The sequence below is a fragment of the Erythrobacter longus genome (genome assembly GCF_000715015.1).
GTDB lineage: Bacteria > Pseudomonadota > Alphaproteobacteria > Sphingomonadales > Sphingomonadaceae > Erythrobacter > Erythrobacter longus.
On sequence record NZ_JMIW01000006.1, the window covers coordinates 325,021 to 348,841 of the forward strand.

The following is a 23,821-nucleotide window of genomic DNA, read 5'->3' on the forward strand; positions in this document are numbered from 1 at the left end:
CGTTTGAGCCTAGCTTTTCACATATTTTTGAAAACTCTTGCGAAGTTTCATGATCTTGGGCGGGATCACAGCAAGGCAATAGGGATTGCGCTGCCCTTCGCCGTCCCAATACTCCTGATGGTAATCCTCAGCCGGATACCACGGCGCGGTCTGTGCATCGCCATCAAGGCCCTCGATAGTGGTCACAGCCACCTTGCCATTTTCCGCATTCCAACGCTCAATCGCGGCCTTGGCTTCTTCGCCTTGCGCCGCATTCAAAGGGAAGATCGCGCTGCGGTATTGTGTGCCGATGTCATTGCCCTGGCGGTTCAATTGGGTTGGATCGTGCGTGCCAAGGAAGACGTCGTAAATCTCACCCAGGCTGATCGCGTTGGGATCAAACGTCACACGGATGCCTTCGGCATGGCCGGTGGAGCCGGTGCACACCTGCTTGTACGTCGGATTGGCAATTGTCCCGCCGATATATCCGCTTTCGACTTCGTTCACACCAATCACGTCCTTGAACACGGCCTCGGTGCACCAAAAGCACCCGCCTGCGATAATTGCCTGTTCCATAAATTCTCCGATCATTCGTTTGGCCAGAACATAGGAAGCGACACGTATTTTCAAAAGACCCAAGCTATTTTCAAAGGATAGGGCGCGCCTCTCTTGTCATGCGCCCTCCACGCCTTAAAACAAGCCGCAGGCTCACCCAGAGAGGATCTCTTGCCATGAAATTCAAATTCCTTGCCCCCGCAGCAGTTCTTGCCGCTTCCACTGCGATGATTTCAATTGCCGCTCCGGCGGTCGCTGACGATCATGCCGAGGCGGCGGCACCTGCCCTTGCAGACGTGCTTGCACACGAACGCCGCGATGGCGACCGCGAGCGTGACCAATATCGCAATCCTGCCGAAACCCTTGCCTTCTTCGGCGTCGAACCAACCATGACGGTTGCCGAATATAGCCCCGGCGGTGGATGGTACACCCGGGTGCTTGCGCCCTATTTGATGCCGGCTGGCACCTACATTGCGTTTAACGGTGACAGCGATGGACGCACCTACCAAACCCGCGCTCAAGAAGCGCGCGCCAAGGGTTGGACGGAAAGCTTCAAGGAAGGCATGGCACAGGCCATGGGCGTTGAAGCTGATAGCGTGATGGCTTTTGAAGTCGACGAAATGCCTGAAGAAGCCGCTGGCACGGTTGACCGCGTGCTGATCTTCCGTTCGATGCACGGGCTGAATATTGGCAATAATGCCGATGATATCCTGAAAGCGGCACGCGTCATGCTAAAAGATGATGGCATGGTCGGCGTGGTTCAGCACCGTGCACCCGAAGGCGCCAGCTATGACGATTATGGCGCACGCCAGCGCGGTTACATGCGCAAACAGGACGTTGTCGCAATTTTCGAGGCCAACGGATTTGAACTCGCCGCAGAAAGCGAAGTGAACGCCAACCCCAAAGACACAGCCGACTATGAAGGCGGCGTGTGGACGCTTCCTCCATCGTTTGGGTTTGGTCGCCAAAGCGAAGAGGAAATGGCCAAGCACCGCGCCATTGGTGAAAGCGACCGTATGACCTTGCTCTTCCGCAAGGCTGACTAAAGTTCTAAGGGCGGCGGCATGAACACTCTTACTGTCGCCGCCCTTCAACTTGCGCTTGGCCGCGCTGATGAGGCTGAGAATATCGCCGCTGTTGCCGCTTTGGTCGAAGAGGCTGCGGCGCGCGGAGCCAAGGTGATCTTGCCGCCAGAGCTATTCTCCGGCCCCTATTTCTGCAGCGTTGAGGACGAGGCGCTCTTTGCGCTGGCGCGTCCTACATCAGAGCACCCCAGCGTGATCGCGATGCAGGCGCTTGCCGCGAAGCTCAAGGTCACCATCCCGACCAGCTTTTTTGAACGAGACGGGCACCACTATTACAACACGCTTGCCATGATCGGCCCGGATGGCGCGATCATGGGCACATACCGGAAAAGTCACATTCCCGATGGGCCGGGCTATGAGGAAAAATTCTATTTCCGGCCCGGCAACGATGGCTTCAAAGTCTGGGATGTGCCGGGTGACGAGGGCACGAGCGTGCGCATTGGCGTCGGCATTTGCTGGGACCAATGGTATCCTGAATGTGCCCGCGTGATGGCGCTGAAGGGCGCAGAAGTGCTGCTGTATCCCACGGCCATCGGGTCAGAGCCTTATGACGCCGACCTCGACACAAGCCGGATGTGGCGCAGGGCAATGGTGGGGCACGCAGTGTCCAATTGCATGCCGGTGATCGCGGCCAATCGGATCGGCACAGAGGGCGATCAAAGCTTCTATGGCCACTCCTTCATCACCGACGAATGGGGCGATTTGGTCGAAGAATACGGCGCTAAGGAAGCGGGCGCGCTTCTCAGCACTCTCGACCTTGGCGAGGCTGCCAAGCACCGTGCCGGCATGGGGTTTTTCCGTGATCGCCGCCCGCAGCTTTACAGCCGCATCGCCGAAGATATTTGAACGCGGTCCTTGTGAGCAGTTCGTATCTCATCGCGTTGGGGTCCAACCGGCGCCACCACATTTACGGGCGTCCGCGCGATGTTGTGCGCGCTGCGATGGAGGAATTGGCTGTGCTGGGCACAGTCACTGCGCGATCAAGGATCATAACAACCGATCCCATCGGCCCTGCACAGCGGCGTTTTTCCAACGCCGCCTTGGTGATTACAAGCGAATACGACCCGCTAAGCCTTTTGGCAGGGCTTAAACATATCGAAAGCGAGTTTGGGCGGCGCACGGGACAACGCTGGGGCGACCGTGTGCTTGACCTTGATATTGTGCTTTGGAGCGGAGGGGCGTTCGCCTCGCGCACGCTCACCATCCCTCACCGTGAATTCCGCCTGCGCGATTTTGTGTTGAAACCAGCGCAGATGGTTGCACCCGGTTGGCGCGACCCGGTGACGGGCTTAAGCATCAGACAGTTAAGCGCCCGGATTTAGGCGCCAGATACGGGAAGGGCGCCTCGCCAGTTTCCTGACAACGCGCCCTTATCACTTACAGAAGGACCAATTCTGCGAGACGAATTCGTTAAGCGGCTGCAGTAGCTGCCTTGATGCGCTTGCGACGGCGGCCAAAGCCGAGCGCCACAAGTGCCAGACCAAACAGGCCAAGGACGCCCGGTGCAGGGACATCAACCACGCGGTAGTCAGCAATGCGGCGCACGTAATCGCCTGCAACCACAGGGTTGCCCCACCATGACCACAAATTGATGCGGTTGTTGCTCATGGTTTTGATCATCCATGGGTGGAAGCGGCTGCCGTTCTGGCGGGTCGGCGTGTATTCCTGACCGCGTATAGTGCGCGTGCCGGTCATGTCAGAAAGCGTAAACATGAAACTAGGGTTCGCGCCGCCCTGGAACGACCGAAGTTCGTCCCCGGCAAAGGACACATCCATGTCATCGCCGATCCAACTGCCGGTGCCATTATCGGTGTTGATCGTGAGGATGTCGCCATCGCTCATTTCGTATTCAAAGATTGTCGCTGATGCAGGCGCAGCGGCAACCATGGCAGTTGCGGCCATTGAAATCGCAGCCGTTTTGATCGCTGTTTTCATACTTAATCCCCCTGAACGCGCAATCGTATGTCGAGGGACATTCGGTGCTGCGCCATGCGTCTGTTGATTGGTTATCGTCGGATAAGCAATTGCCGTGCCAACACGTTGTAAAGCGCGCTTTTCAGGAGAGTTTGATGGTTAACGCAAAGATCCGGTAAAACCGAAGTGTCAACTTTTCCGACGCTATTGCCTTGAACAAGAAGGCGTTAACCCTTCAACGGTACACCGCGCAGGATGCAACTGCGCCAAAACCTCCTTCATCTAAGCGGTGCGACCGCCTTGCTGCTTACCCCTGTGCTGGCAGGGTGTGATACCGGCCCGTCAGATCCCCTTGCCGCTGCGCAAGAAGCGCTTGCTTCAGGGCAACCGCGCACAGCGCTCGATCTGATCGGAAAAGCGATTGAGGCATCGCCGGACAGTCCTGCCGTCCGAATGCTTGCAGGGGACGCGGCGATGGCTCTGGATAATCCAGACCGGGCAATCGCCGAGTTCCAGCGTATTGGCGAGGATGCGGCTGAGTATTCTCTGGCTCAGGCCAAGCTTGCCGAAGCGCAGGTGATGGCCAATTATCTGGAGGCGGCAAGCGACACGCTTGAAAATCTCCCTATGGATCACGCGCTCTCATACACCGCGGCGATTGCCTACCATCTGGCGCGCGGTGAGACGTTTGAGGCTTTCGATGCGCTTGATGTAGGACTTACAAAATTTCCCGACGACCCGCGTCTTGTGACAACAGATGCCGAGCGACTTTGGGCACAAGGCAGGGACGAGGCAACCTTCGCTCGCCTTGCTCCCATCCTCAAGCTGGAGCCTGCTATCAGCCAGGCCCATCTGTTCGCGGGGCAATTGCGCCTTGGAATGCGCGATGCTGAGCAAGCAAAGCGGCACTTCCAGAAGGTTTTGAGCGTTCGCCCGATGCATCAAACCGCGATGCTTGCGATGGCCGCGATCGCCCGGGACGCAGGCGACATGCGCGAAGCAGGCAATTGGATCAACAAAGCCAATGATGCAGGCCCCCCTCACCCGGTTGGCCTCCTGTTCGCAGCGCAAATGGCTTATGATGCAGGCGATATGAGCCGCGCGTTCGAGCTGATTGAAAAAGCGCCCTCCTCGGTCGTCAATGAACCCGAATTTGCGCGCCTTCGCGGACTGATTGACGCAGCGCGAGGTCAAGATGCGATGGCCGCTCTTGCGCTTGGCGATTATGTCGAGGCCACAGGAGGCGATCCGTTTTCGCGGCAGATCCTCGCCAACAGCCTCGCACAGCAAGGCAAGTTCGACGAAGCCTGGAGCGCGATACTCCCGGTCATTGATCACCCGCAATCCGATGTGCCTGCTCTGAGGGTTGCTCTGGCGCTGGCTGAAAAAACCGGCAAGGGCGACGCGGCTTCGATCCGGGCAAAGATTGCACGCCAGCAAAATGCGCCCTCAATCGATGCCGAAATGCGCAAGGCGGCCGCAGCTATTCGTGCTAGCGAATGGGCGAAAGCTGACAGCATCTATACCCCTCTGGTTGAGGGCAAAGGGAAGCAAAATGCGGGGCTTCTCAACAACGCAGCGGCGGTAAAGACCAAGCTTGGCGAGCACGACAAAGCGGTGGCATTGGCGCGCCGCGCTCTGGCTGAGGCCCCGACCAGTCCAGAAATTATGGACACTTTAGCCTGGGCCTTGTGGCAAGGCGGCAGTGACAAGGCCGAGGCGCGCGCATTGCTCCAAAAAGCGCGGCAAGCAGCCCCTGCCAACCGCGAAATTGCCGAACATTGGGCGATTGTTAACGCGCTCTAGGCGGTATAAAGCGCGACAAAGTGCAACATTCGCTGCGCAATCCTACAGTGATGGCTTGACCGACCGCCTTTGCCTGCCTAGTGGGGCGCTTCTGCGAGCGACACAAGATTCTCGCACTTACCGAGACACCTCGCTTGGGGGCCCTTAGCTCAGTCGGTAGAGCAACTGACTTTTAATCAGTAGGTCGCTGGTTCGAACCCAGCAGGGCTCACCACCTTTTTCCTGTGAAAATCGATTTCAGCGTGATCCATATGGAAAGCTGAAACGGCATACCGGGCATTCCGGGCCTCGAACCCCAGGGCGCCTGGTCACTGCGCATCATCGGGCGCAAATTGTGGCGGCTGCTTCCATTCATAGGCCGTTTTGCCGCGCTCCAGGATCAGATAATATTTAAGGCCCTTGGCCGCGGCCTTGTAGAGAAATCCGACATTGCGGTCGTAGATCGTCTTTGGAGCCTTACCCTCATTGCCAAACTCGGCCAGACCAACTTCGTAGCCTTTAACCCGGCTTTTGCGGGTCGAAACAATATCGACAAACCACTGGAAGATTTTACCGGCCGGCTTGTGCACGATCGCTGATGATACGGCCTGATTAACATATCGCTCACTGCCGCTTGTTCGTTTGATCCTGCCAGCGCCAGCAGAATGCACATCGCCTGAAAGGACATGGACATATTTGGGCGAATGGGTGTCGCCAAAGTTGAAGATCAGATCGATCAATTGCCTTTGTTCGTCCGCGTGAATGTGGTGGTCCCAATGATCGAGGGCATCATCATCAAGACTCTTTCGAAAGTCACCTTTCACAAGCCATTTGAGCCACTCTTCCACCCGGCGCCTGTAATTCAAATGGGCAATGGGCACAGGGATCGCGAACAAAACCACGCGTTGCCCCTCAAGCGCCACTGGGCATGAGCCAAACAGCGCGCTGTCATTGATGCGACGAAGGTCCTCATATTGCTCATCAGACATGATTTGATCTTGCCGGCGAAAAGACCGGTTATCCAAAATCAAGATCTCGTAATTGCGAAAGCTAATGTGCTGGGAATAGTGTGTGTTTGAAATCAGAGCGGCATTGTCGCGCGTGCGCACCTGCAAAAGCTCAAAATACCGCTTTGCGACCTCAAAGATGGCGGCGAAGAGCTCGCAGTTTTGAAGCGCCTTGGGATAGGAGCCCCACCCATCAATGATATCATGATCATCCCACATCATGGCCGATGGGATGGATGCAAGAACTCTGCTGACAGGGGCTTTGCTCCAACTGGCGATGTAAAGGTCTTCGTAGAAATTCTCGATTTCCTCTATCAGATCAGCCTTGTCCCGCGGATCAACGGTATGGCTCGACATCTTCTTTGTAGACCGCCAGCCGAGCAGATCGTGGTCCTTGAAATAGGAAATGCGCTCCCAGATAGGATCGGCATAAATCTGATCGCCGCACAGCAAGAGGCCGTGGAATGAATAGTCCAATCCATCCGTCTCGTGATTGTCCCACAACCTGTCCCACATGATGTAATCGGCGTTGTTCATCTCACTTGGAAAATGCGAAGAGCTACCGTTGCAAGAGGCAAATCCGATCTTTGGAAGCGTATCTGTGCCCGGCACGACAAATGTCCATTCGCTTTGCCCTGCGGTGTTGGCTAGCGACCGGCCATCGCGGATTAGGCGGTAAGTGACCTCATAGGGCTGAGGCGCTTTTTCTATCGGGATTGTGCAGCGATAGAGCCTGTTTGCCCTAAGAGTGTCGCACGCTTGAACATCAAGTTCGTGCTTTCCTCCGCCAAATGACAGGCACAGTTTTAGCGGCTTTTCCTCAAGGTCCAATGGCAGCAAAAGGACCAAGGAGTATTGGTAGTCACCTTCAATACCCAGCAATGGCCCAAGCGAAATCACATCTTACCCCTAGCTCTGCCCGCCAAGTGTTGTTGCACCATACTGGAGAGTTGAGAAGCACAGATTGCAATTACTTCGAGGTCATCACCCAAACGCCGTCCCACTCATCGCCAGGAGGGCTCGCTTTCATAAGCTCGCACCGGTCGATGTAAGTCTGACTGAGCTTATCTTCAGGGTTTGCAGCCAAAGCTTTGGCAAAAAAGCCCGATGCGCGGTCCCATTCCTGGCGGCGGTAGAGTTTTACCCCCTCGTTGAAACAGCCCAGCACTTCTTGCAGTTCGGGGAAGGTGGTGTCGTCGTGGTAATCGAGGCATTCAAACACGCCAACGGGCTCTGTCTTGCCTTTGACCACCACCTTGTCGATTTCGCGAAGACGGTACACGCCTTTGAGCCGCGCGACCGTATATTCTGAAAGAAGGATGCGCGCCGAATACTGCTTGCACGCGCTTTCGAGGCGGGCCGCCAGGTTCACCCCGTCGCCGATCATGGTGTAATCCATGCGTTTCCTGGAGCCGATATTGCCCGCCACAATGCGGTCGGTGTTGAGGCCCAGGCCCATATCGACCGGCATTTGCCCTTGCGCCTCGCGCGTCTTGTTCCATTCGCGCAACGAGGCGATCATATTGATGCCAGCGCGAAGACCGCGATCTTCGTCGTCCTCATGGCCCACCGGAATGCCAAAGGCGGCCATAATCGCATCGCCGATAAACTTGTCGAGCATCCCGCCCTGGTCGGTGATGCAGCCCACCATAAGCTCAAAATAGTCATTAAGAAGCGCCACGGTCCCTTGCGCGCCCAAATTTTCCGTGATGGTCGTAAACCCGCGAATATCGGAGAAAAGGACGGTTGCAGTGGTGTCTTTCCCACCAAGAAATTCGTCCTCGCCCCCGCCGCTCAACATTTGGGCGGCAACGCCCGGGTCCATATAGCGTGAGAGCGTGGATTTCGCGCGTTTGGCGTCCGAGATATCCTCGATCATGCACAGCGTGCCCAGCGCCTCATCCTCGCCCAATTGCATCGGCAGCACGGTGACATTGGCCGACACAGTATCGCCGCCAAAGACCAGCTCCACATCGGTCAGGCTTTGCGAGGTATTGGTGTCCGCCACCGCCGCAATCGTCTCGGCCAGCCATGCATTGGCCTCACCCAAAATGTCCTGAGGCGATTGACCCACAAGATCACCCGCCAACGCGCGCAAAATCCGCTCGCCCGCTTGGTTGCAGGTGCGGTTCTCACCTTTCTCATCGAACGTAATCACACCGTTCGACATGGATTGCAGCATGCTTTCGTTATAGTTCTTCATCGACTGGATATCAGCAAACAGCTTTGCATTTTCCAAACCGATGGCGATTTGCGCGGTGAAGGCTTTAAGACGGCTTTCGTCTTCCTCGCTGAAGGGTCCGCCGCGCTTGTTCAGCACCTGCGTCACCCCGATCGTCTCGCCCGCCTTGTTGATCACGGGCACACACAGGATTGAACGGGTGAAAAAGCCTGATTGCTTGTCAAAGGCGGGGTTAAACCGAAGGTCGGTGTAGGCGTGGGGAATGTTGATCGCCTCGCCATTGGTAAAGACTGAACCTGCAATCCCGGCGGTATTGGGCAGACGGATCTCCATCGAATCAAGCCCTTCGCCCACGTGGCTGAAAAGCTCGCCCGTTTTCTCATCATTGATAAAAAGGGTCGAGCGCTCTGCGTCCAGCATGGCAGTCGCCTCTGCCATCACACGGCGCAAAAGCGTGGTCAGCTCAAGCTCTGAGGTCATTTCTGAAACGATGTTCAAAAACTCAACCTCACGCTTTCGCGAGGCTTCCATTTGTTCAACCAATTGCATGGATTGAAGGGTGATCGCGCACTGGGTGGTGATCCCGCCAAGCACGGTCAGGTCCTGCGCGGTAAATTCACCGTCGACCTTGTTAAGAGCCTGCGCCACGCCGATGATTTGGCCCCGGGCATTGCGCACAGGACAGGCAAGGATGCTCTGCGTTTTAAAGCCCGTCTCGGTGTCGACATCGCTGTTAAATCGCGGGTCGGCATAGGCATCGTGAATGATCATGCCCTCACCGCTGTGGAAGGCAGCGCCAGCAATACCGATATCATCCATAATGCGAATTTCGCGCCGCTTCATCCCTTGGGCGATACGGCTGTAGAGTTCGCTCGTCGCCGGGTCATGCAGGAACAGCGAGCCGCGATCGGCCCCCACCGCCTTCACCGCGACCGACATCAGCGTATCAAGCACTCCATCCAGCGTGTCCATCGAGGCCACCTGGCGCGACACATCAAGGATCATTTGCAGCTCTTTCAGCTGCTCTTCCTGCGAAAGCTCAGGCGCGCTGCTAGCCGCTTGCATGGATGTCGGCATTTCGTTCATGCGCTTTTCTCCGTCAAAGAGGCGCGAAGCTTTTGCACCATAGTCTCCAGCTCCTTGATCTCATTTCGATGAGCCAGAAGGAGCGATTGCCTGTCGCGCGCTGCGTCAGAGCGTTGGTCTTCCAATGTCTCTCGCAAACCTTGAATGGTGTCTTTCAACTGGCGAATTTCCGCCGCAGTTTCGGCCCGCGCTGCCTGAACAGTGTCGCCAATGCTGGCGGCTTGTTCTTCCAGAGCATCACGCAAGGATTGCACCGTGCTTTTCAGCTGAGTGATTTCGGCGGTCGCATCGCTTTGCGCTTTTTGGACAAGGCGGCGCGCTTCGTGGTCCTTGTCTTCCAGCGCATCGCGCATTTGCGCAATGGTCCGTTGCAACTGACGGTTCTCGCCAGAAAGATCAGGTGCCGGATCGGATGCAGAATTTGTGTGTGTTTGCGCCATTGTCGAACTATCTTCAAACCCCCAAATTCAGCATATGCGAAGAGCGGTGTTCCCCGCCTGCGTGCTGCCTACTTACCGCGCACCAAGCGCGCGCCACCTGCAGCAATCCACCCGCACCAGGCTGTTGCCCATCGAGCCAACCGGCACGCGGCGCAAGCACTTTCGCCTCAGAACCGGTACAATCTTGCATCGGCATCAACGACAAATTCGGATATATCCGCATCCACTCTCACTTTGCTTAGGCTGCGTTAATCTCTGCACAACGATGCTCGTTTATCGCTCCTGCGAACCGTGCCCACAAAGATGTAGAAATTTATGGTTAACAGTCTCTTGCCGCATTGCCTGTTAAGCGGTACCGGCTTTGTAACAAGACGTATTGCGAGCCGAGCAAAGTTGCACGATTTGCATGTTTCGGGTCGTTAAGGGGGAACAATGATATCGACGAAAGCCTGCTTTGCAGGTCTCGCTGTGGCTACGTGCGGCGCAGTTATGTTGCCTGCCACAAAAGCGCAGGCACAAGTTGCTCCCACCAGAGAAGAATTGCAGGGCATTGCTCCTACCGATGAGCTTCCCGCGCCGCGTCTCAACATCGAAGGCGGGATTGAACGGTCCCCCTGCTCGCTTGCTGATCCGCAATATGCCGATGTCACGGTCACCGTGCGCGAAGTTGTCTTCAACGGATTAAAAGGCGCGACGCCAGCAGAGCTTGAACCGGCGTGGAGGCCGTTTGAGGGTGAGCAGCACCCGGTCGCGGTGCTGTGCGAAATCCGCGATGCGGCCGCGACAATCTTGCGCAACAAAGGCTATCTTGCCGCAACGCAAGTGCCAACCCAGCGGATCGAAGACGGCACGGTCGAATTTGAAGTGCTCTATGGCCGGATCAGCGCGGTGCGCGCGCGCGGCGAAACAAGGGGCGCAGAAACCAAGCTTCAGCAATATCTGGGCCGGCTTGCCGAGGACGAGATTTTCGACCGCAATCAGGCAGAACGAGCGCTTCTGCTTGCCCGCGACTTGCCCGGCTACACCGTCAATCTGACCCTGCGCCCCGCTGGCGGCGCGCCCGGTGATTTGATTGGTGAGGTGACCGTTCGGCGCGACAGATATGCGCTTGATATGGCGGTTCAGAACTTTGGCGCTGAGGGCACCGGCCCTGTCGGCGGCCAGGTGCGCGCACAATTCTTTGGCCTCACTGGCCTTGGTGATGTGACCTCGCTCTCATACTTTTCCAGCAGTGATTTTGACGAGCAGCAGGTTTTTGCCGCCTCTCACGAATTTCGCCCCGGCGGCTCTGGCCTGACAGTGGGCGGGCAAGCAACATACGCCATCACCCGGCCCGACCTTGGCACTGCTGCGGCGCTCGGGTTTGCGGTTCAGGATCTGGAAGCCACAACATTTTTCGCCAGCCTTTCGGCAAGCTATCCGATCAAGCGCACCCAGGGCGAAAATTTCTACGCCAGCGGCGGGTTTGACTATATCGATCAGGATGTCGACTTCATCGCGCCCCTGTCGCGCGACCGGATCAGGGTTGGCTGGCTTAAACTGGACTACGATTCCATCGATCTTGATCGGCGTGCGCCGCGGTATCAGGCGTCGGCCTCGCTCGAATTTCGCCAAGGTTTGGACATTTTCGGTGCCCGCGACGTATGCCTTGGCGCAGCGTGTCCGGCAGGCCAGGTCAATCCGGGCCGGATTGACGGGGAGGCAACCTCTTCGGTTATCCGGGCAAGCGGCAATCTGGAACTGGCGGTCACACCCAAATTTGCGATTGCTTTCAAACCGCGCGCGCAGCTTTCATTGAGCGGCGGATTGTTCGGATTTGAAGAATTTGCAGCGGGCAACTTCACCGTTGGCAGAGGCTATGATCCGGGCACGATCATCGGGGACAGCGGCTTTGCCATGACCACCGAGCTGCGCACATCGACGCTGCCTTGGGGGGACAAGGTGGCTATGCAACCCTACGCATTTTTTGATCTGGCACGCATCTATAATGAAGCGCCAGACCTTGATGATGATCTGTATTCGGCTGGTGTGGGTTCGCGCATTGCATTTGCGGGGCGATACTCGCTCGACAGCATGATCGCGGTCCCTCTGAAGCGCGCCGGACTTCAGGCGCGCCGCGGTTCGATCCGCTTCCTGTTTACGCTGTCCGCCAGCTTTTAAGAAATTTGCGAAAGAGCCCAAAGTAATGTCGAAAAAACACTCTATCGCTCTCACGCAAAGTTCAGCGTTGGCCCTCGCCACCGGATTGGCGATGGCGGCAACCCCTGCTGAGGCCCAACTCAATGATGGCTCGTTTCAGGCCAATGGCACCATCATCGAAGGCTCGGGGCAGATCATCCAGGACATTGACCTTACCGAGGTCATTGTCGAATCCGACAGCGTCGTCATCGATTGGGCGCCTTTTGATGATTTTGGCTCTGGTGACATCGATTTTCAGCCGTTTGGCACCACCGCGATCTTCAGAGACGATGGCATCGTCACCGATTTTGCCGTCCTGAACCGCATTTTGCCCACTGATCTGTCGCGCCGGGTTGTGTTTGACGGCACGGTCATCTCCGAAATTCAGGGGCAGGTTGGCGGAACCGTCTTCTTCTATAGCCCGGGCGGCATTCTGGTCGGCTCCAATGCGGTGTTTGACGTGGGCAATCTGGGCCTGACGACGGCAGAGCCTGTTACCGATGGCTTTGGCAATTTCATTCTGGGCGACACTGTCACCTTTGCCCAAAGCGATCCCACCGCATCAATCACGATTGATCCGGGCGCGAGCATTTTCGCGGACCAAAATCAGGGCAGCTATGTTGCGCTGTTTGCGCCGAGCATTGTGAACCGTGGCGGTATCTTTGTTGATGGGCAGGCGGCTCTTGTCGGCGGCGAAGCAGGCACAATCACTTTCAGCCCGGACGGCCTGTTCGACATTCAGGTTTCTATTGGCAGCGAATTTGCGACCCCGATTGAAAACACCGGGGTCATTGGCGGGGGTGCAAGCCTTGATGGTTCCAGCCGTGTTTACATGGTTGCCATTTCCAAAAACAACGCAGCAACCATCGCCATCAGCGGGGGAAGCTCGCTTGGCTTTGATGTCGCGAACAGCGCTTTCATGGACGGTGACACGGTCGTGCTGTCTGCTGGCTTTAACGTCACAGCCGGACAGATCGAGAGCGCTGAGGCCAGCGATGGCATTATCGATATCACGTCCGAAGACACAGGCTTTGGCGGCGGTGTTTCGTTCACCTCAAGCGTCGTGGGCCAGGCGGCAAGCGATGTGATCCTGAATGTCCGGGACACACTTGGTTTTGAAGGCAATGCCACATTTTCGGGGCGCCAGGTCCTCGCAACGCTCGACGCCAATGTTCAAACTGGCACATTTGGCAATCTGGTCGCTGATGGCGATTTAACCCTTCTTGCCGACCGTGCCCGCATTGGCGCGGATGTGGGCAATGCGCAGCTTAGCCTGTTCAGCGGCTCTCTGGCGGACATCACCGGCAATCTGCAGGTGAGCTCGATCGCGACAGCGGATGGCGATGGCAATGGCAATGGCATTGCGCTTGCGTCCAACAGCGGCGTTCTGGTCACCGGGCCCGGCTCGCAATTGAATGTGGGCGGTGATCTTATTGCTGAATCGCTCGCTGACCTTTTCAACGATCCGTTGTCGCTTCGCGCGCAAAGCTCAGGCGCGCTCATCACAGCCGAAAATCAGGGCTCGATCACCGTCGGCGGAGTGACAAGAGTGCGAAGCGAAGCCATCGCTGGTCTTGGCGGCATCGCTCAATCGGCCGCGGCCGAGCTTTTCGCGCGAACTGGCGGGACAATCACAACAGGCGAACTCAACATCGCGTCGCGCGCGCTTGGCGGTGATGGCGATGCCATGGGGCTGCAGGCGGGCGACGCAATCGGCAGTGTTGCGCGCATCAATTCGAGCGATGCGGGCAGCGCGATCACGGTCCTAAACGCCAACACCATTGGCGACCCGGCGACAGGAGAGCTGGCCTTCCTGTTCAGCGAGGCGATTGGCGGCACAGGGATCAGCGGGAATGGCGGGAATGCCAGCACCGCTGATGTGGATCTGGGGCTGGGCGTCGGGGCTTTGCTTTCCCTGCCCAATGTGCCGGGCAATCCGATGACAATCATCAACCGCGCTGTGGGCGGGGACACGCTCGCCACTGAGGCATTTGGCGGGGATGCAACGATAGGCCGCACATTCTTTCAGGTTTTTGGCGGCACGCACAACCTTGGCCGTGTCGCATTCCTGACCCAGGCCATCGGCGGCTCTGCCGCGCCCGGTGTTGCGCTTAGCAATGGCGGCAATTCCAATAGCGACCTGCTTTTATTGAACTTCTTTGACACGATCACTGCAATTGCCATTGACGAAGTCCGGCGCGAGGCATTCGGCGGCAATGCCTCCGACGTCCAAGGTGGCTTTGCGGGCGGCGGTAGTCTCAACACTGTTGAACTCAGAGTGACGGACAGCGAGCTCGATATCGGCTCTGATCTTGATATTTCGCAAGTGGCAATCGGCGGGATTGCGTCCGAAAACGGCGGCTTTGCGTCGACCGGGCAAATTGGTGTCTTTGCGCAAAACTCGGTCATCTCGGTTGCAGGCGACGCCACACTGACGAATGAGGCGATTGGCGGCGTGTCGCTGAATGAAGCCGTTTTCGATCCGGGTTTCGCCTATCTCGAACAAGGCGGGGGCGCGAGTAGCGGGCAGACCGTCGTATCTATCGACTCCACTCAAATAAACGTCGCAGGCGTGCTTGATCTTGGCTCGTTTGCAACCGGCGGGAGCGCGCGCTCCAATCTTGGCGGCAATGCGGATGCGCAGCGCGTCTTTGTCGCTCTCAATGGCACGACCGCCCCAAGCATCATCACCGCAAACGAAGTCCTGCTCACATCCAGCGCCGAGGGTGGCTCGATTGACAGCACCGGCAATCCAAACAGCTTTGGCACCGGTGGCAATGCGACCAGCGGCGGCATGCTCCTTTCGTTTTTTGGCGGCGACAACCTGATTAACGCCGATGTTTCTGTATTGGTGCAATCAGACGCAGGCGACAGCGGCCTTATTCAAGGCAATGGCGGGGTCAGCAACACGGGCAATTCATCACTGGTCGCAGACGGAGCGGGCAGCCCTGCCATTTCCGGCAACTGGGTTTCGCAGATCACGTCATTGGGCGGCGATGCCCCCGCTGGCTTTGCGGGTAATGCCAATTCAGGCTTCAGTGAGATATTCGCCCCCGGCGGCGATATCACCATCACAGGCGATGCCAGCCTCTCCGCCATTGTCGAAGGCGGCGATGGCCAAACCGGCGGCAATGCCACAGGCTCGTTCGCGCAAGTTAATCCGGGCGCTGGACGAACAATCCAGATCGGCGGGACGCTCGCCCTGTTTAATTCGGCAACCGGCGGCGATGGCACTTTAGGAACAGGCGGGACTGCAAATTCCGGTTCGCAGAACGCAGAAGCGCGTCAAGGCGGTGCGATCACGATAGGCAATGCGATCCAGTTTGGGTCTGTCGCGGTTGGGGGCAATTCCACCAACAATCGGGGCGGAGACGCCGCTATTTCCTCGATTAACATCGGCGCTGTGGATGCCGGATCAAGCTTCACGGTGCAGGGCAACGACCCGCAAATCGCCAGCTCCATGACGACGCAGGCAATCGGCGGCACGGGCGGCGCAGGTACCGGTGCAAACGGCGGATCGGCGCAGGGCGGTTTCCTATCAATTGGCGCATTCAATGATGCGACGCTCACTCTGACGAGTAATGCCGACCCCTTCCTCATCAGCCAGCTTGCGCGCGGCGGAGATACCTTGGGGAATGATGCCTTGGCGGGCGAGGGATCGCAGGGCGGGATCTCGATCAATGTGAATTCCTCCACGGCCAATCTGGGCAATCTGGAAATTCGGACCGAAGCATTCGGCGGCTCTGCGCTGCCGGGCGCTCAGCGATCGGCGGGCGGCAATGTGTTTCTTGGCAGCGTTGGACTTTCGTTTAACGACGCAGATGTCGATGTGGCCTTTAGTGGGATCACCATTGATGGTGTTGGCGGTGATGGTTCTGGCGATGAATTCGGGGTCGGTGGTAGCGCACAATTTGGCGATTTCAGCCTGAATGTGACGAACACGGCCCTTGATATTCCAAGCGAGCTTGTCGTCCAGGGAACGGCGCGCGGTGGCAATGGCTGGGCAGGCGGCGACGCTACTGCACCGGGCTCATCACCGTTCCTTGAAAACACAATCGTCAATATCGCAGACGATCTCATCATCGACTTGCAAGCCACAGGAGGTCTGGCCACGGGCGCTGGTCAGGCAGGCGGATCGGCCAGCGGCCAACCGTTTGTCCTCGACCTTGTAAACTCCACCCTTGCGGCCACTGGCTCTATTGCATTCGAGGCATCAACCACGGGCGGCGATGCGCAGGACGGCGACGGCGGCAGCGCAACGACAAGCCGCGTGGATGTAAACATCTCTGGTGGGTCGACCATCAGTGCGACCGGGTTGCTTTTTGATGGGAATGCCGTTGGCGGGTCTGCGCTTGGACAAGGCATCGGCAATGGCGGTGATGCGTTTATCGACCCTGCGCGCCTGAACTATACATTTGATGGCACCACCAATGTGGCCACAGTCGATACAGATGTCATTTTTGCCAGCAGTGCGCAGGGCGGAAATGCCGCAGCGGGCGGTGGTGACGGCGGCAATGCAACGGCTGGCAACGGCGAAATCTACAATTTCACCAGCGGCACAATCGCCATTAGTGGCGGCATCGATTTCTTCAGGGAAGCCCTTGGCGGAACCGCAGCATCCGGCATTGGCGGCAGCGCCGCAGTATCAGAGACCGATGTCATAGCCTTTAGTGGCGGTTCGCTTCTGGTTGATGGCGGTTTGACGACCACAACACTGGCGCGCGGCGGCGATGGCCAAGCGGGCGGCGATGCGACCGGAGGGTCCAGCCGATTGTTAGCGCGCGGCACGCTGACCCTTGGCGAGGGCTTGATTGTCAATGAACAGGTTCAGGGCGGCAATGCCTTGGCCAGCCCAGCGCCGGGCACAGCGCCGGGTGCGGGCGGAAATGCGCTGGCAGGCTCCCTGCAAATCCTGGGCGGCAACGAAGCCACCGTTGCAACATCACAGCTGACGCTTCCCTCAATCGAGGTCACTTCGAGCGCTGTGGGCGGCAATGGCGGCGCGGGGCTTGGCGGAGCAGATGGCGGGGTCGGGGGCAATGCCACTGGCCTTGGCGGCACTGTTTTGGGCCAAGCGATCAATGGCATTTTGCAGGTTAATGGCGCGACGAGGATCACCGCCAATGCAACCGGCGGGCAAGGTGGTACCGGCGCAAATGGCGGCGACGGTGGCCGCGCAAGTGGCGGTTTCTTGCAAATCGGTACGTCGAGCGGCGGCGAGGTGCCCAACCCGCCAGAAGGCTCTGCTACGTTTACAACCCTTGATGTGGTCAACAACGCTGTGGGCGGCAACGGCGGGAGCGCGACTGCAAGCGGCGGTGTTGGTGGCACGGGCGGCGAGGCGATTGGTGGCAATGCCACTTTGCTCGTGCGCGGCGCATTGGTCACCGCTGACAGCGCAACTTACACCCTCAATGGGACAGGCGGCAACGGCGGCTCCGGCAGTGTTCAGGGCAGCGCCGAGGGCAATGGCGGCGACGGGGCAGGCGGCAACGCGTCGCTTCTTATCAGTGAGGCTTTCACCAATCCGGGCCGAGGCGCGGCTGATATTGGCGCGCTGGTCATCAACAGCGCAGGCCAAGGCGGCCTTGGCGCAGTTGCAGGCTCGAGTGAATTTGCAAACGGGGGTCAGTTGACGATTGAACAATCTGACGTGACCATCGGGTCAATCACCGTAAACCTTGCAGGCGACAACACGCCCGACTTCCTCGTCGACGATGGCATGGGCGGACAGGTCCCTGTCCCGGTCAACCCCTTTGCGGTCATCTTTACAGATGGGGCCAATATCGACTTTGGCAGCATCACCATCACCACGCCGGGCGATGTGTCCCTGGTCAACAGCGGTTCGGCGGCAACCGGCGATGTGTTCGACATCGACGCCGGCGGCTTTGCCCCATCGACCATCGATACATCCGACCCAGCCTTCGTCCCCGGCGTCATCAACGCCGCCTCTTCGCTGGTGCTGACATCTGCCACTGGGCATATCCTTGCAGATACGCAGCTTGCAACACCGGGCGATCTGATCCTCAATTCCTTTGGCGGGATCACCACGCGCGGTCTTACCGGTGGGTCGATCTTCCTGACCCTTGGCACAGGCGGCGCGCTGGATGTGACAAGCCTCACCGCTTCGGGCGGCGGGATTTCCATCGAAGCGCAAGATGATCTGGCCACAAACGGCAATATTGATGCAGCTTCGGTTCTGCTGCGTTCTATCAATGGTACGGTCAGCATCGACAGCGCGGTTTCTCTGTCAGGCGATCTTGTGGCTCAAGCCGCTTTGGGCGTGAATGTTGACGCGGTGAGCGCACAGAATGTCACCTTGACCACGGCGGCCGGCGACATTGTTGCCACTGGTCTTGTGACTGCGTCCGATCTGGTTGACCTTGATGCAGGCGGGTCCATTGATGCGCAATCGCTGATTGCATCAAACGGTGTTGTCGATCTGGATGCCTTGGGCTCGGTTAGCGTCGCGAATGTCGATGCGTTATCGATCATAATGCGCGCACAAAACGGAAATGTTGCGGCGACCGGCGCGCTTACCGCAGAAGATGACATCGACATTGAAGGCAGCGGCGGTGTGGCTATCCAAATGGCCTCAGCACGCACACTTGGCCTTCGCTCCTTGCTTGGCAATGTCAGCAGCGGCGGCCAGATTTCGGTCGATAACGCCGCCAATATCGCCGCCAATGGCGATGTGGCGCTTGCCGGTGTCGATGCAGGGGCGCTGGGCGTTTCTGCGGCGCAAGGCAATATCAGCGTCAATGGCAGCGCGCTCGTCGATAGCGCTGCGAATTTCGATGCAGCCGCAGGCGCGGTGACACTTGGCGAGGTCACAGCCGGGTCCATCCTTGCGAATGCCGGTGGGGGTGCGATTAACGCAGGGCCGTTGAACGCGGCTGGCGGCGATGTTGTTCTCAACGCATCGAGCAACATCGACCTGGAAAGCGTCGATGCAGACACGCTTAACGCAGTGGCACAAGGCGGCAACATTACAGCAGGGCCCATCAACGCAGGCGGCGGCGCGTTTCTGGAAGCGGGGACTGCGCTGATCCTTGGGGACGTGACAGCCGGGATCATCATCGGACAGGCGGCCGAAAACCTTTCGGTCAATGGAACCTGGCAAGCCCCCGTTGTCGCATTGACCACACCCGCGCTTGATTTTGGCGGCGATGGCTTCATCGACACAGGGTCAACTGGCCAGATAACGATCAACTCCACAAACCCATTTGGCGTATTGGTCGGGGCAAATGATGGCTCCACTTTCGATGGGCTTGCACTGGACTTGGATCGGCTTGAACGCCTGACTGCGGGCAATCTTGATGTAACCGCGCTTGGCGCTGTTGGTCAGGGGAACGCGGATGCCGCGACGATCCGCCTGGGCGATCTTGATGTGACCGGCCTTACCGGGCTTGCCGATCTTGCCTTCTTCGCAGGAGACGCCGTTGCAATCGAGGGCGCGTTTACAAGTTCAGGCGACCTGCGCCTTCGCGGGCAATTGGTTACACTCAACACCGAGGCGGGCCGGATCAATCTTGGTACCGATGGCACCGCCCTTACCGTGGATGCTGGCACATTCATCGTCGGCGATGCCAGCGTTCTCGATGGCTTTAACGCCGGGCTTTCAATCGAGGATGCTCAGGCGCTCGTCAACGCACCGGCCACAGCGCCCATCGAAGGCGGGGTCATTACCGCCGGATCGATCATCCTTGATGTGGGCGCCGCAGCGGTGATCCAGAACACCGGAACGACCGAACTGCCCGAAGGCTTTGTGATTGGCTCGCCGGAGGGGCTGACTATCAACAGCACGGCTCTCACGGGAGAGAGCACGCTGGTGATCCTAAACGGTCAGGTCGCGGGCGCAAACGGCGCAAATCTTACTGGCAACGAAGCGGCAGAGGCGATCTTCGCGGCGCTGGGCGACAACGAAGGCATCGCATCCGGCAGCCAGATCAACGCCTGCAACTTCGTCACCTGTGATGACGTTCCAGCGGCTCCCAATGGGACAGGAGAACTCACCTCGAGCGTTTCTGCGTCGGTCAATGGTGCAATATCGGCGGGGGCTTCGGGTCGAGGCTCAACCGCTTCGACACGTTCTGGCGCAAGTGGTGATGCAGGTTCGGACAACGCCGAAGAACGCAGCAGCACAGGCACATCACGCACCGCCTCAAACACGGGCACGCGCACTGCATCTGGCGACACCATCACAATCGATGATGTCGATGACGGCGGCGATGGCCCCGGTGAATTTGATATCGAAGATGTCGAAGAAGCCAATGAAACCGATGTCTCTGACGAGAACGAAGCGTCTGAAGAAGCCGGCGACGAGGTTGAAGACACCGAAGACACCGAAGACGATAGCGAAGAAGAGGCTGAGGAAGAGGGGTCTGAGGAAGAAGAGGAAAGCGAGGGGCCAACCACCGGTCCAATCAACGCGCCTCCTTCGATCATCGACACCAATGCGCTTGAACAGCGCGGCACAATCAACGACCCCATCAGCGGCTCTGGCAACCCTGCGCTGCTTGACCCTGATGTAACGGTTGCACCCACCAATCCAGAGGGAGGCCAGTGATGAGACTTTCGAGCATTATTCTGGCCGCGAGCGGCGCCGTGCTGGCTTTGTCGGGCACGGCGATGGTCACGCCTGCTGCATCGCAAAGTGAACCGCTTTCGATCAGCACCAGTTTCCGCGTCGGGGATGCTGGCGTTCGCTGCACCGCGCAAAACGCGCCTGCCGAACCGCGCCTCGAAACCATGTTCGACCGCGCCTATCGCCTTACCTGCCGCGATGCGGCGGGGGCTGTGGGCAAATTGCTGATCCTGCGCGATGGCAAAGGCATCACTGGCCAGCCAGAGGCAGCGGGCAAAGATGCGCAGTGTGCGGCCCCTGAAAGCGCGAGCATCGACATGGTCGGCGCTGTGACAAAGCGCACCTGTACCGATCCCAAATTCGGCGTCGCCTATCGCAGCTACACGCTTGAAAACGATGGCCGAACCTATGTGGTCGAAGGGTTGGCAGGGTATGACCCCGTGCTTCGCCTCGCATTGGCGAGCGTTTTCAATGACAAAGCGCTTCCCGGCACAATCGAAGTGGCTCAAACCGAAGTCAGCGACGCTGCCGCATTTGCCCGCGTTCAAGCAGGCGCATTGAGCGAATTTGACGCATTGAACGAAGCCTATGTGCGCAACAATTCGGGGCGCTTTGCCGAAAGCGGGCAGTTTTTCGAAAACCTGCTTGGCCGCACGCAGGCGCGCACCTCTGCCTATGCCGAAGTGCTAGCCAACCAGGGCCTGCAACAAAGCAATCTTGGTAATTATCAGGCCGCCGAAAGCCTGTTTAACAGGGCCGATGAAACGCTGACCCGCAATGACGGCGTGGCGCAGCGGCTCATCCGCAATTACCGCGCAATCAACTTCCTCAACCGCCGCTTCCCCGAAGCCGCGCTGGATGCGCTGGCACAGCCGATGCGCGAGGTGTCGCAGGACCCGCAAGATCTTTCGATCCGCGAAGGCTTTATCGACAATCCTTTGTCCACGCAGATCAACCGTGAAAACATCGCGCTGCAACGCCTTGGCGGGGTAGAATTGGGCCTGTCACAGGCTGAGCGCGCAGAATTGCTTGATGCGCAAGGGATGGCCATCGAAGGCTCTATCGCGCGCCAGCAGGGCGAGCTTGCAAAGGCTGAAAAGATCCTCCGCGCCGCCGATGCACGCATTGCTGAGGTGCGCGAAGGCCGGGTTGCCTCTGCGCGCTGGCTGCGTTCTGAAATCGCGATTGAACGCGCTTTGGTCGCAGAAGGTCAAGGCCGGACAGAGGTCGCCCTTCGCGCCTATGATGTCGCGGCCAATGCCATTTCGCGCGATTACCCGCAGTCTCCCGTGCTCCTTGCAGCGTTTGCCCGCAAAGCCGGCTTCCTTATGCGGATCGGCCGCAATGAAGAGGCGCGCGCGGTCTTTGGCGAAGTGGTGACACGCGCGCAAAACACCACCGATAGCGGGGCGAGCATCAGAAACCTGCTGGAGCCGTATTTCGCGCTTCTGGCAGACGAGGGCACAAGCGAGGCAACCGCAGAGTTTTTCGCAGCCTCGCAATTGCTGCAACGCCCCGGTGTTGCGCAAACGCAGGCCATTTTGGCGCGGCAAATGTCGGAGGGCGATGACGAAGCCTCTGCCCTGTTCCGCCTGTCATTGAACCGCAGCCGCGAAATCGCGCGGACACAGGCGCGCGCCGATCGTCTGGCCGCACTGACCAAACCGACGCAACTGCAAACCGAAGGGCTGATCGCCGCGCGCGAGACACTTGAATACCTTCGCGCAGAGCAGACCGGACTTCTGTCAAAGCTTGGCGATTTCCCGCGCTTCCGGGCGTTGTCGCCAACGGGTCTGCAATTGTCCGATCTGCAATCAGAGCTCAAGCCGGGCGAGGCCTATTACAAGATGGTCCTGCTTGGTGAAGATGTTTACACTCTGTGGATCACAGCCAAGGACGCGCGCAGTTTCAAGATCGACGGCGGCCTTGCCGAGATTGACGATGCGGTGGCCTTCATCCGCGATTCCATCGTCATTTCCGAAGGCGGCGAACAAGTCACCTACCCGTTTGACGTAGAGCGCGCCCGCGACCTGTACTTGCGCCTGTTCGGCCCCGTCGAAGCGGAAATGGAACGCGCCAAGCACATCATCTTTGAACCCGATGGCCCGATGCTGCAATTGCCGCCGCAAGTGTTGATCGCAAGTCAGGAGGGCATCGATGCCTATCAGGAACGCACCGCCAACACCGTTGATGATGACGAGCTGTATGATTACCGCGAGATCGACTGGCTTGGCCGGTCGCGCGATGTGTCGATTGCGGTGAGCCCGCGCGGGTTCCTCGATATTCGCCGGATTGCGCCATCCAAAGCGAAGAAAGCCTATCTCGGGATTGGCTCCAACTCGCTGCCCACAAACCGCCAACCATCAAGCGACCCATGCGCGTGGAGCCTTGATACGTGGCGCGATCCGATTGCGCCCGACGAGCTTTACTTTGCCGCTGGCCGTTATGGCGAAGCAAACAGCGATGTCGCGGTGGGCGATGCGTTTTCTGACACGGCATTGCTCGCCAATGACAAATTGTCCGACTACCGGGTCGTGCACTTTGCAACCCACGGCCTTGTCACCGCGCCAAAGCCCAATTGCGCGGCGCGCCCGGCGCTTGTCACTTCGTTTGGGGGTGAGGGTTCTGACGGCCTTCTAAGCTTTAAGGAGATCTTTGACCTTCGCCTCGACGCGGACGTTGTGATCCTTTCGGCCTGCGACACAGCCGGTATCGCCACCACAGCAGCATCGCGTGAGGCGGGCGTTGTCGGGGGCGGCAATTATGCGCTGGACGGTCTGGTAAGGGCCTTTGTTGGTGCAGGTGCACGCGCGGTTGTCGCAAGCCACTGGCCGGTCCCCGATGACTTCGACGCAACGCAGCGTCTGGTCCAGGGGCTGATCTCTGGTCAGGAAAAGGGGCTTTCGGTTTCCCTTGGCCAATCGCAGCGCGAATTGATGGACGAGGCCAACACCTCGCACCCCTTCTATTGGGCGGCGTTTATTGTCCTTGGCGATGGCACGCGCCCGGTTGGTCAGTGATCT

12 protein-coding genes and 1 tRNA gene are annotated in these 23,821 nt (G+C 58.4%); 8 read left to right on the top strand and 5 right to left on the bottom strand.

Annotated features, from left to right (window positions below):
• Positions 1 to 9 precede the first annotated feature (9 nt).
• Positions 10 to 555 carry a peptide-methionine (S)-S-oxide reductase MsrA gene (gene msrA / locus EH31_RS13585; protein WP_034961363.1) on the bottom strand — a complete coding sequence of 182 codons (546 nt, stop codon included), beginning with the start codon at positions 553 to 555 and terminating at the stop codon, positions 10 to 12.
• 155 nt (positions 556 to 710) lie between these two features.
• Here msrA and EH31_RS13590 point away from each other — a divergent pair, with 155 nt between their 5' ends.
• From EH31_RS13590 to folK, 3 genes are read left to right on the top strand one after another with little or no spacing between them, the layout of a single operon-like run.
• Positions 711 to 1,580 (top strand): class I SAM-dependent methyltransferase, encoded by an 870-nt coding sequence (locus EH31_RS13590; RefSeq protein ID WP_051699268.1) that lies wholly within the window; start codon positions 711 to 713, stop codon positions 1,578 to 1,580.
• An 18-nt stretch (positions 1,581 to 1,598) separates the two neighbouring features.
• Complete coding sequence (aguB, locus tag EH31_RS13595; protein ID WP_034961132.1) at positions 1,599 to 2,465, top strand: N-carbamoylputrescine amidase; 867 nt, start codon at positions 1,599 to 1,601, stop codon at positions 2,463 to 2,465.
• Entirely contained in the window at positions 2,462 to 2,941 is a 480-nt protein-coding gene (folK, locus tag EH31_RS13600; RefSeq protein ID WP_241765929.1) for a 2-amino-4-hydroxy-6-hydroxymethyldihydropteridine diphosphokinase, read from the top strand. Before aguB ends, folK begins: the two co-directional genes overlap by 4 nt.
• A gap of 88 nt (positions 2,942 to 3,029) precedes the next feature.
• Here folK and EH31_RS13605 read toward each other — a convergent pair whose 3' ends face one another.
• Positions 3,030 to 3,554, bottom strand: a complete 525-nt coding sequence (locus EH31_RS13605) for a PEP-CTERM sorting domain-containing protein (protein WP_034961136.1) — start codon at positions 3,552 to 3,554, stop codon at positions 3,030 to 3,032.
• A gap of 234 nt (positions 3,555 to 3,788) precedes the next feature.
• On the opposite strand from EH31_RS13605, the gene EH31_RS13610 reads away from it, so the two are divergent.
• Positions 3,789 to 5,339, top strand: coding sequence for a tetratricopeptide repeat protein (locus tag EH31_RS13610; protein WP_034961138.1), 1,551 nt, complete (start codon positions 3,789 to 3,791; stop codon positions 5,337 to 5,339).
• A 138-nt stretch (positions 5,340 to 5,477) separates the two neighbouring features.
• Positions 5,478 to 5,553, top strand: a tRNA-Lys gene (locus EH31_RS13615).
• A 94-nt stretch (positions 5,554 to 5,647) separates the two neighbouring features.
• Here the strand turns inward: EH31_RS13615 and EH31_RS13620 are convergent.
• The 3 genes from EH31_RS13620 to EH31_RS13630 form a co-directional block, all read right to left on the bottom strand.
• A complete protein-coding gene (locus EH31_RS13620; RefSeq protein WP_034961140.1) occupies positions 5,648 to 7,225 on the bottom strand; it encodes an alkaline phosphatase D family protein in 1,578 nt (525 codons plus the stop codon).
• Between the two features lie 70 nt (positions 7,226 to 7,295).
• Complete coding sequence (locus EH31_RS13625) at positions 7,296 to 9,593, bottom strand: GAF domain-containing protein (RefSeq protein ID WP_081853413.1); 2,298 nt, start codon at positions 9,591 to 9,593, stop codon at positions 7,296 to 7,298.
• Complete coding sequence (locus tag EH31_RS13630) at positions 9,590 to 10,033, bottom strand: hypothetical protein (protein ID WP_034961141.1); 444 nt, start codon at positions 10,031 to 10,033, stop codon at positions 9,590 to 9,592. Before EH31_RS13630 ends, EH31_RS13625 begins: the two co-directional genes overlap by 4 nt.
• A 489-nt stretch (positions 10,034 to 10,522) precedes the next feature.
• Here EH31_RS13630 and EH31_RS13640 point away from each other — a divergent pair, with 489 nt between their 5' ends.
• From EH31_RS13640 to EH31_RS13650, 3 genes are read left to right on the top strand one after another with little or no spacing between them, the layout of a single operon-like run.
• The gene (locus tag EH31_RS13640; protein WP_241765930.1) at positions 10,523 to 12,193 is read left to right on the top strand and encodes a ShlB/FhaC/HecB family hemolysin secretion/activation protein; all 1,671 of its coding nucleotides are present in this window, start codon (positions 10,523 to 10,525) and stop codon (positions 12,191 to 12,193) included.
• Positions 12,194 to 12,218: 25 nt separating this feature from the next.
• Entirely contained in the window at positions 12,219 to 20,780 is an 8,562-nt protein-coding gene (locus EH31_RS13645) for a beta strand repeat-containing protein (protein WP_034961147.1), read from the top strand.
• Positions 20,780 to 23,818, top strand: a complete 3,039-nt coding sequence (locus EH31_RS13650) for a CHAT domain-containing protein (RefSeq protein WP_034961148.1) — start codon at positions 20,780 to 20,782, stop codon at positions 23,816 to 23,818. Before EH31_RS13645 ends, EH31_RS13650 begins: the two co-directional genes overlap by 1 nt.
• Positions 23,819 to 23,821: the final 3 nt, after the last annotated feature.

Bases quoted from the DNA above. Each gene is read 5' to 3' on its own strand.
- EH31_RS13610 (WP_034961138.1), top strand. From the start codon at position 3,789: ATGCAACTGCGCCAAAACCTCCTTCATCTAAGCGGTGCGACCGCCTTG.
- EH31_RS13650 (WP_034961148.1), top strand. From the start codon at position 20,780: ATGAGACTTTCGAGCATTATTCTGGCCGCGAGCGGCGCCGTGCTGGCT.
- msrA (WP_034961363.1), bottom strand. From the start codon at position 555: ATGGAACAGGCAATTATCGCAGGCGGGTGCTTTTGGTGCACCGAGGCC.
- aguB (WP_034961132.1), top strand. From the start codon at position 1,599: ATGAACACTCTTACTGTCGCCGCCCTTCAACTTGCGCTTGGCCGCGCT.
- EH31_RS13645 (WP_034961147.1), top strand. From the start codon at position 12,219: ATGTCGAAAAAACACTCTATCGCTCTCACGCAAAGTTCAGCGTTGGCC.
- EH31_RS13640 (WP_241765930.1), top strand. From the start codon at position 10,523: ATGTTGCCTGCCACAAAAGCGCAGGCACAAGTTGCTCCCACCAGAGAA.
- EH31_RS13625 (WP_081853413.1), bottom strand. From the start codon at position 9,593: ATGAACGAAATGCCGACATCCATGCAAGCGGCTAGCAGCGCGCCTGAG.
- EH31_RS13630 (WP_034961141.1), bottom strand. From the start codon at position 10,033: ATGGCGCAAACACACACAAATTCTGCATCCGATCCGGCACCTGATCTT.
- EH31_RS13605 (WP_034961136.1), bottom strand. From the start codon at position 3,554: ATGAAAACAGCGATCAAAACGGCTGCGATTTCAATGGCCGCAACTGCC.
- EH31_RS13590 (WP_051699268.1), top strand. From the start codon at position 711: ATGAAATTCAAATTCCTTGCCCCCGCAGCAGTTCTTGCCGCTTCCACT.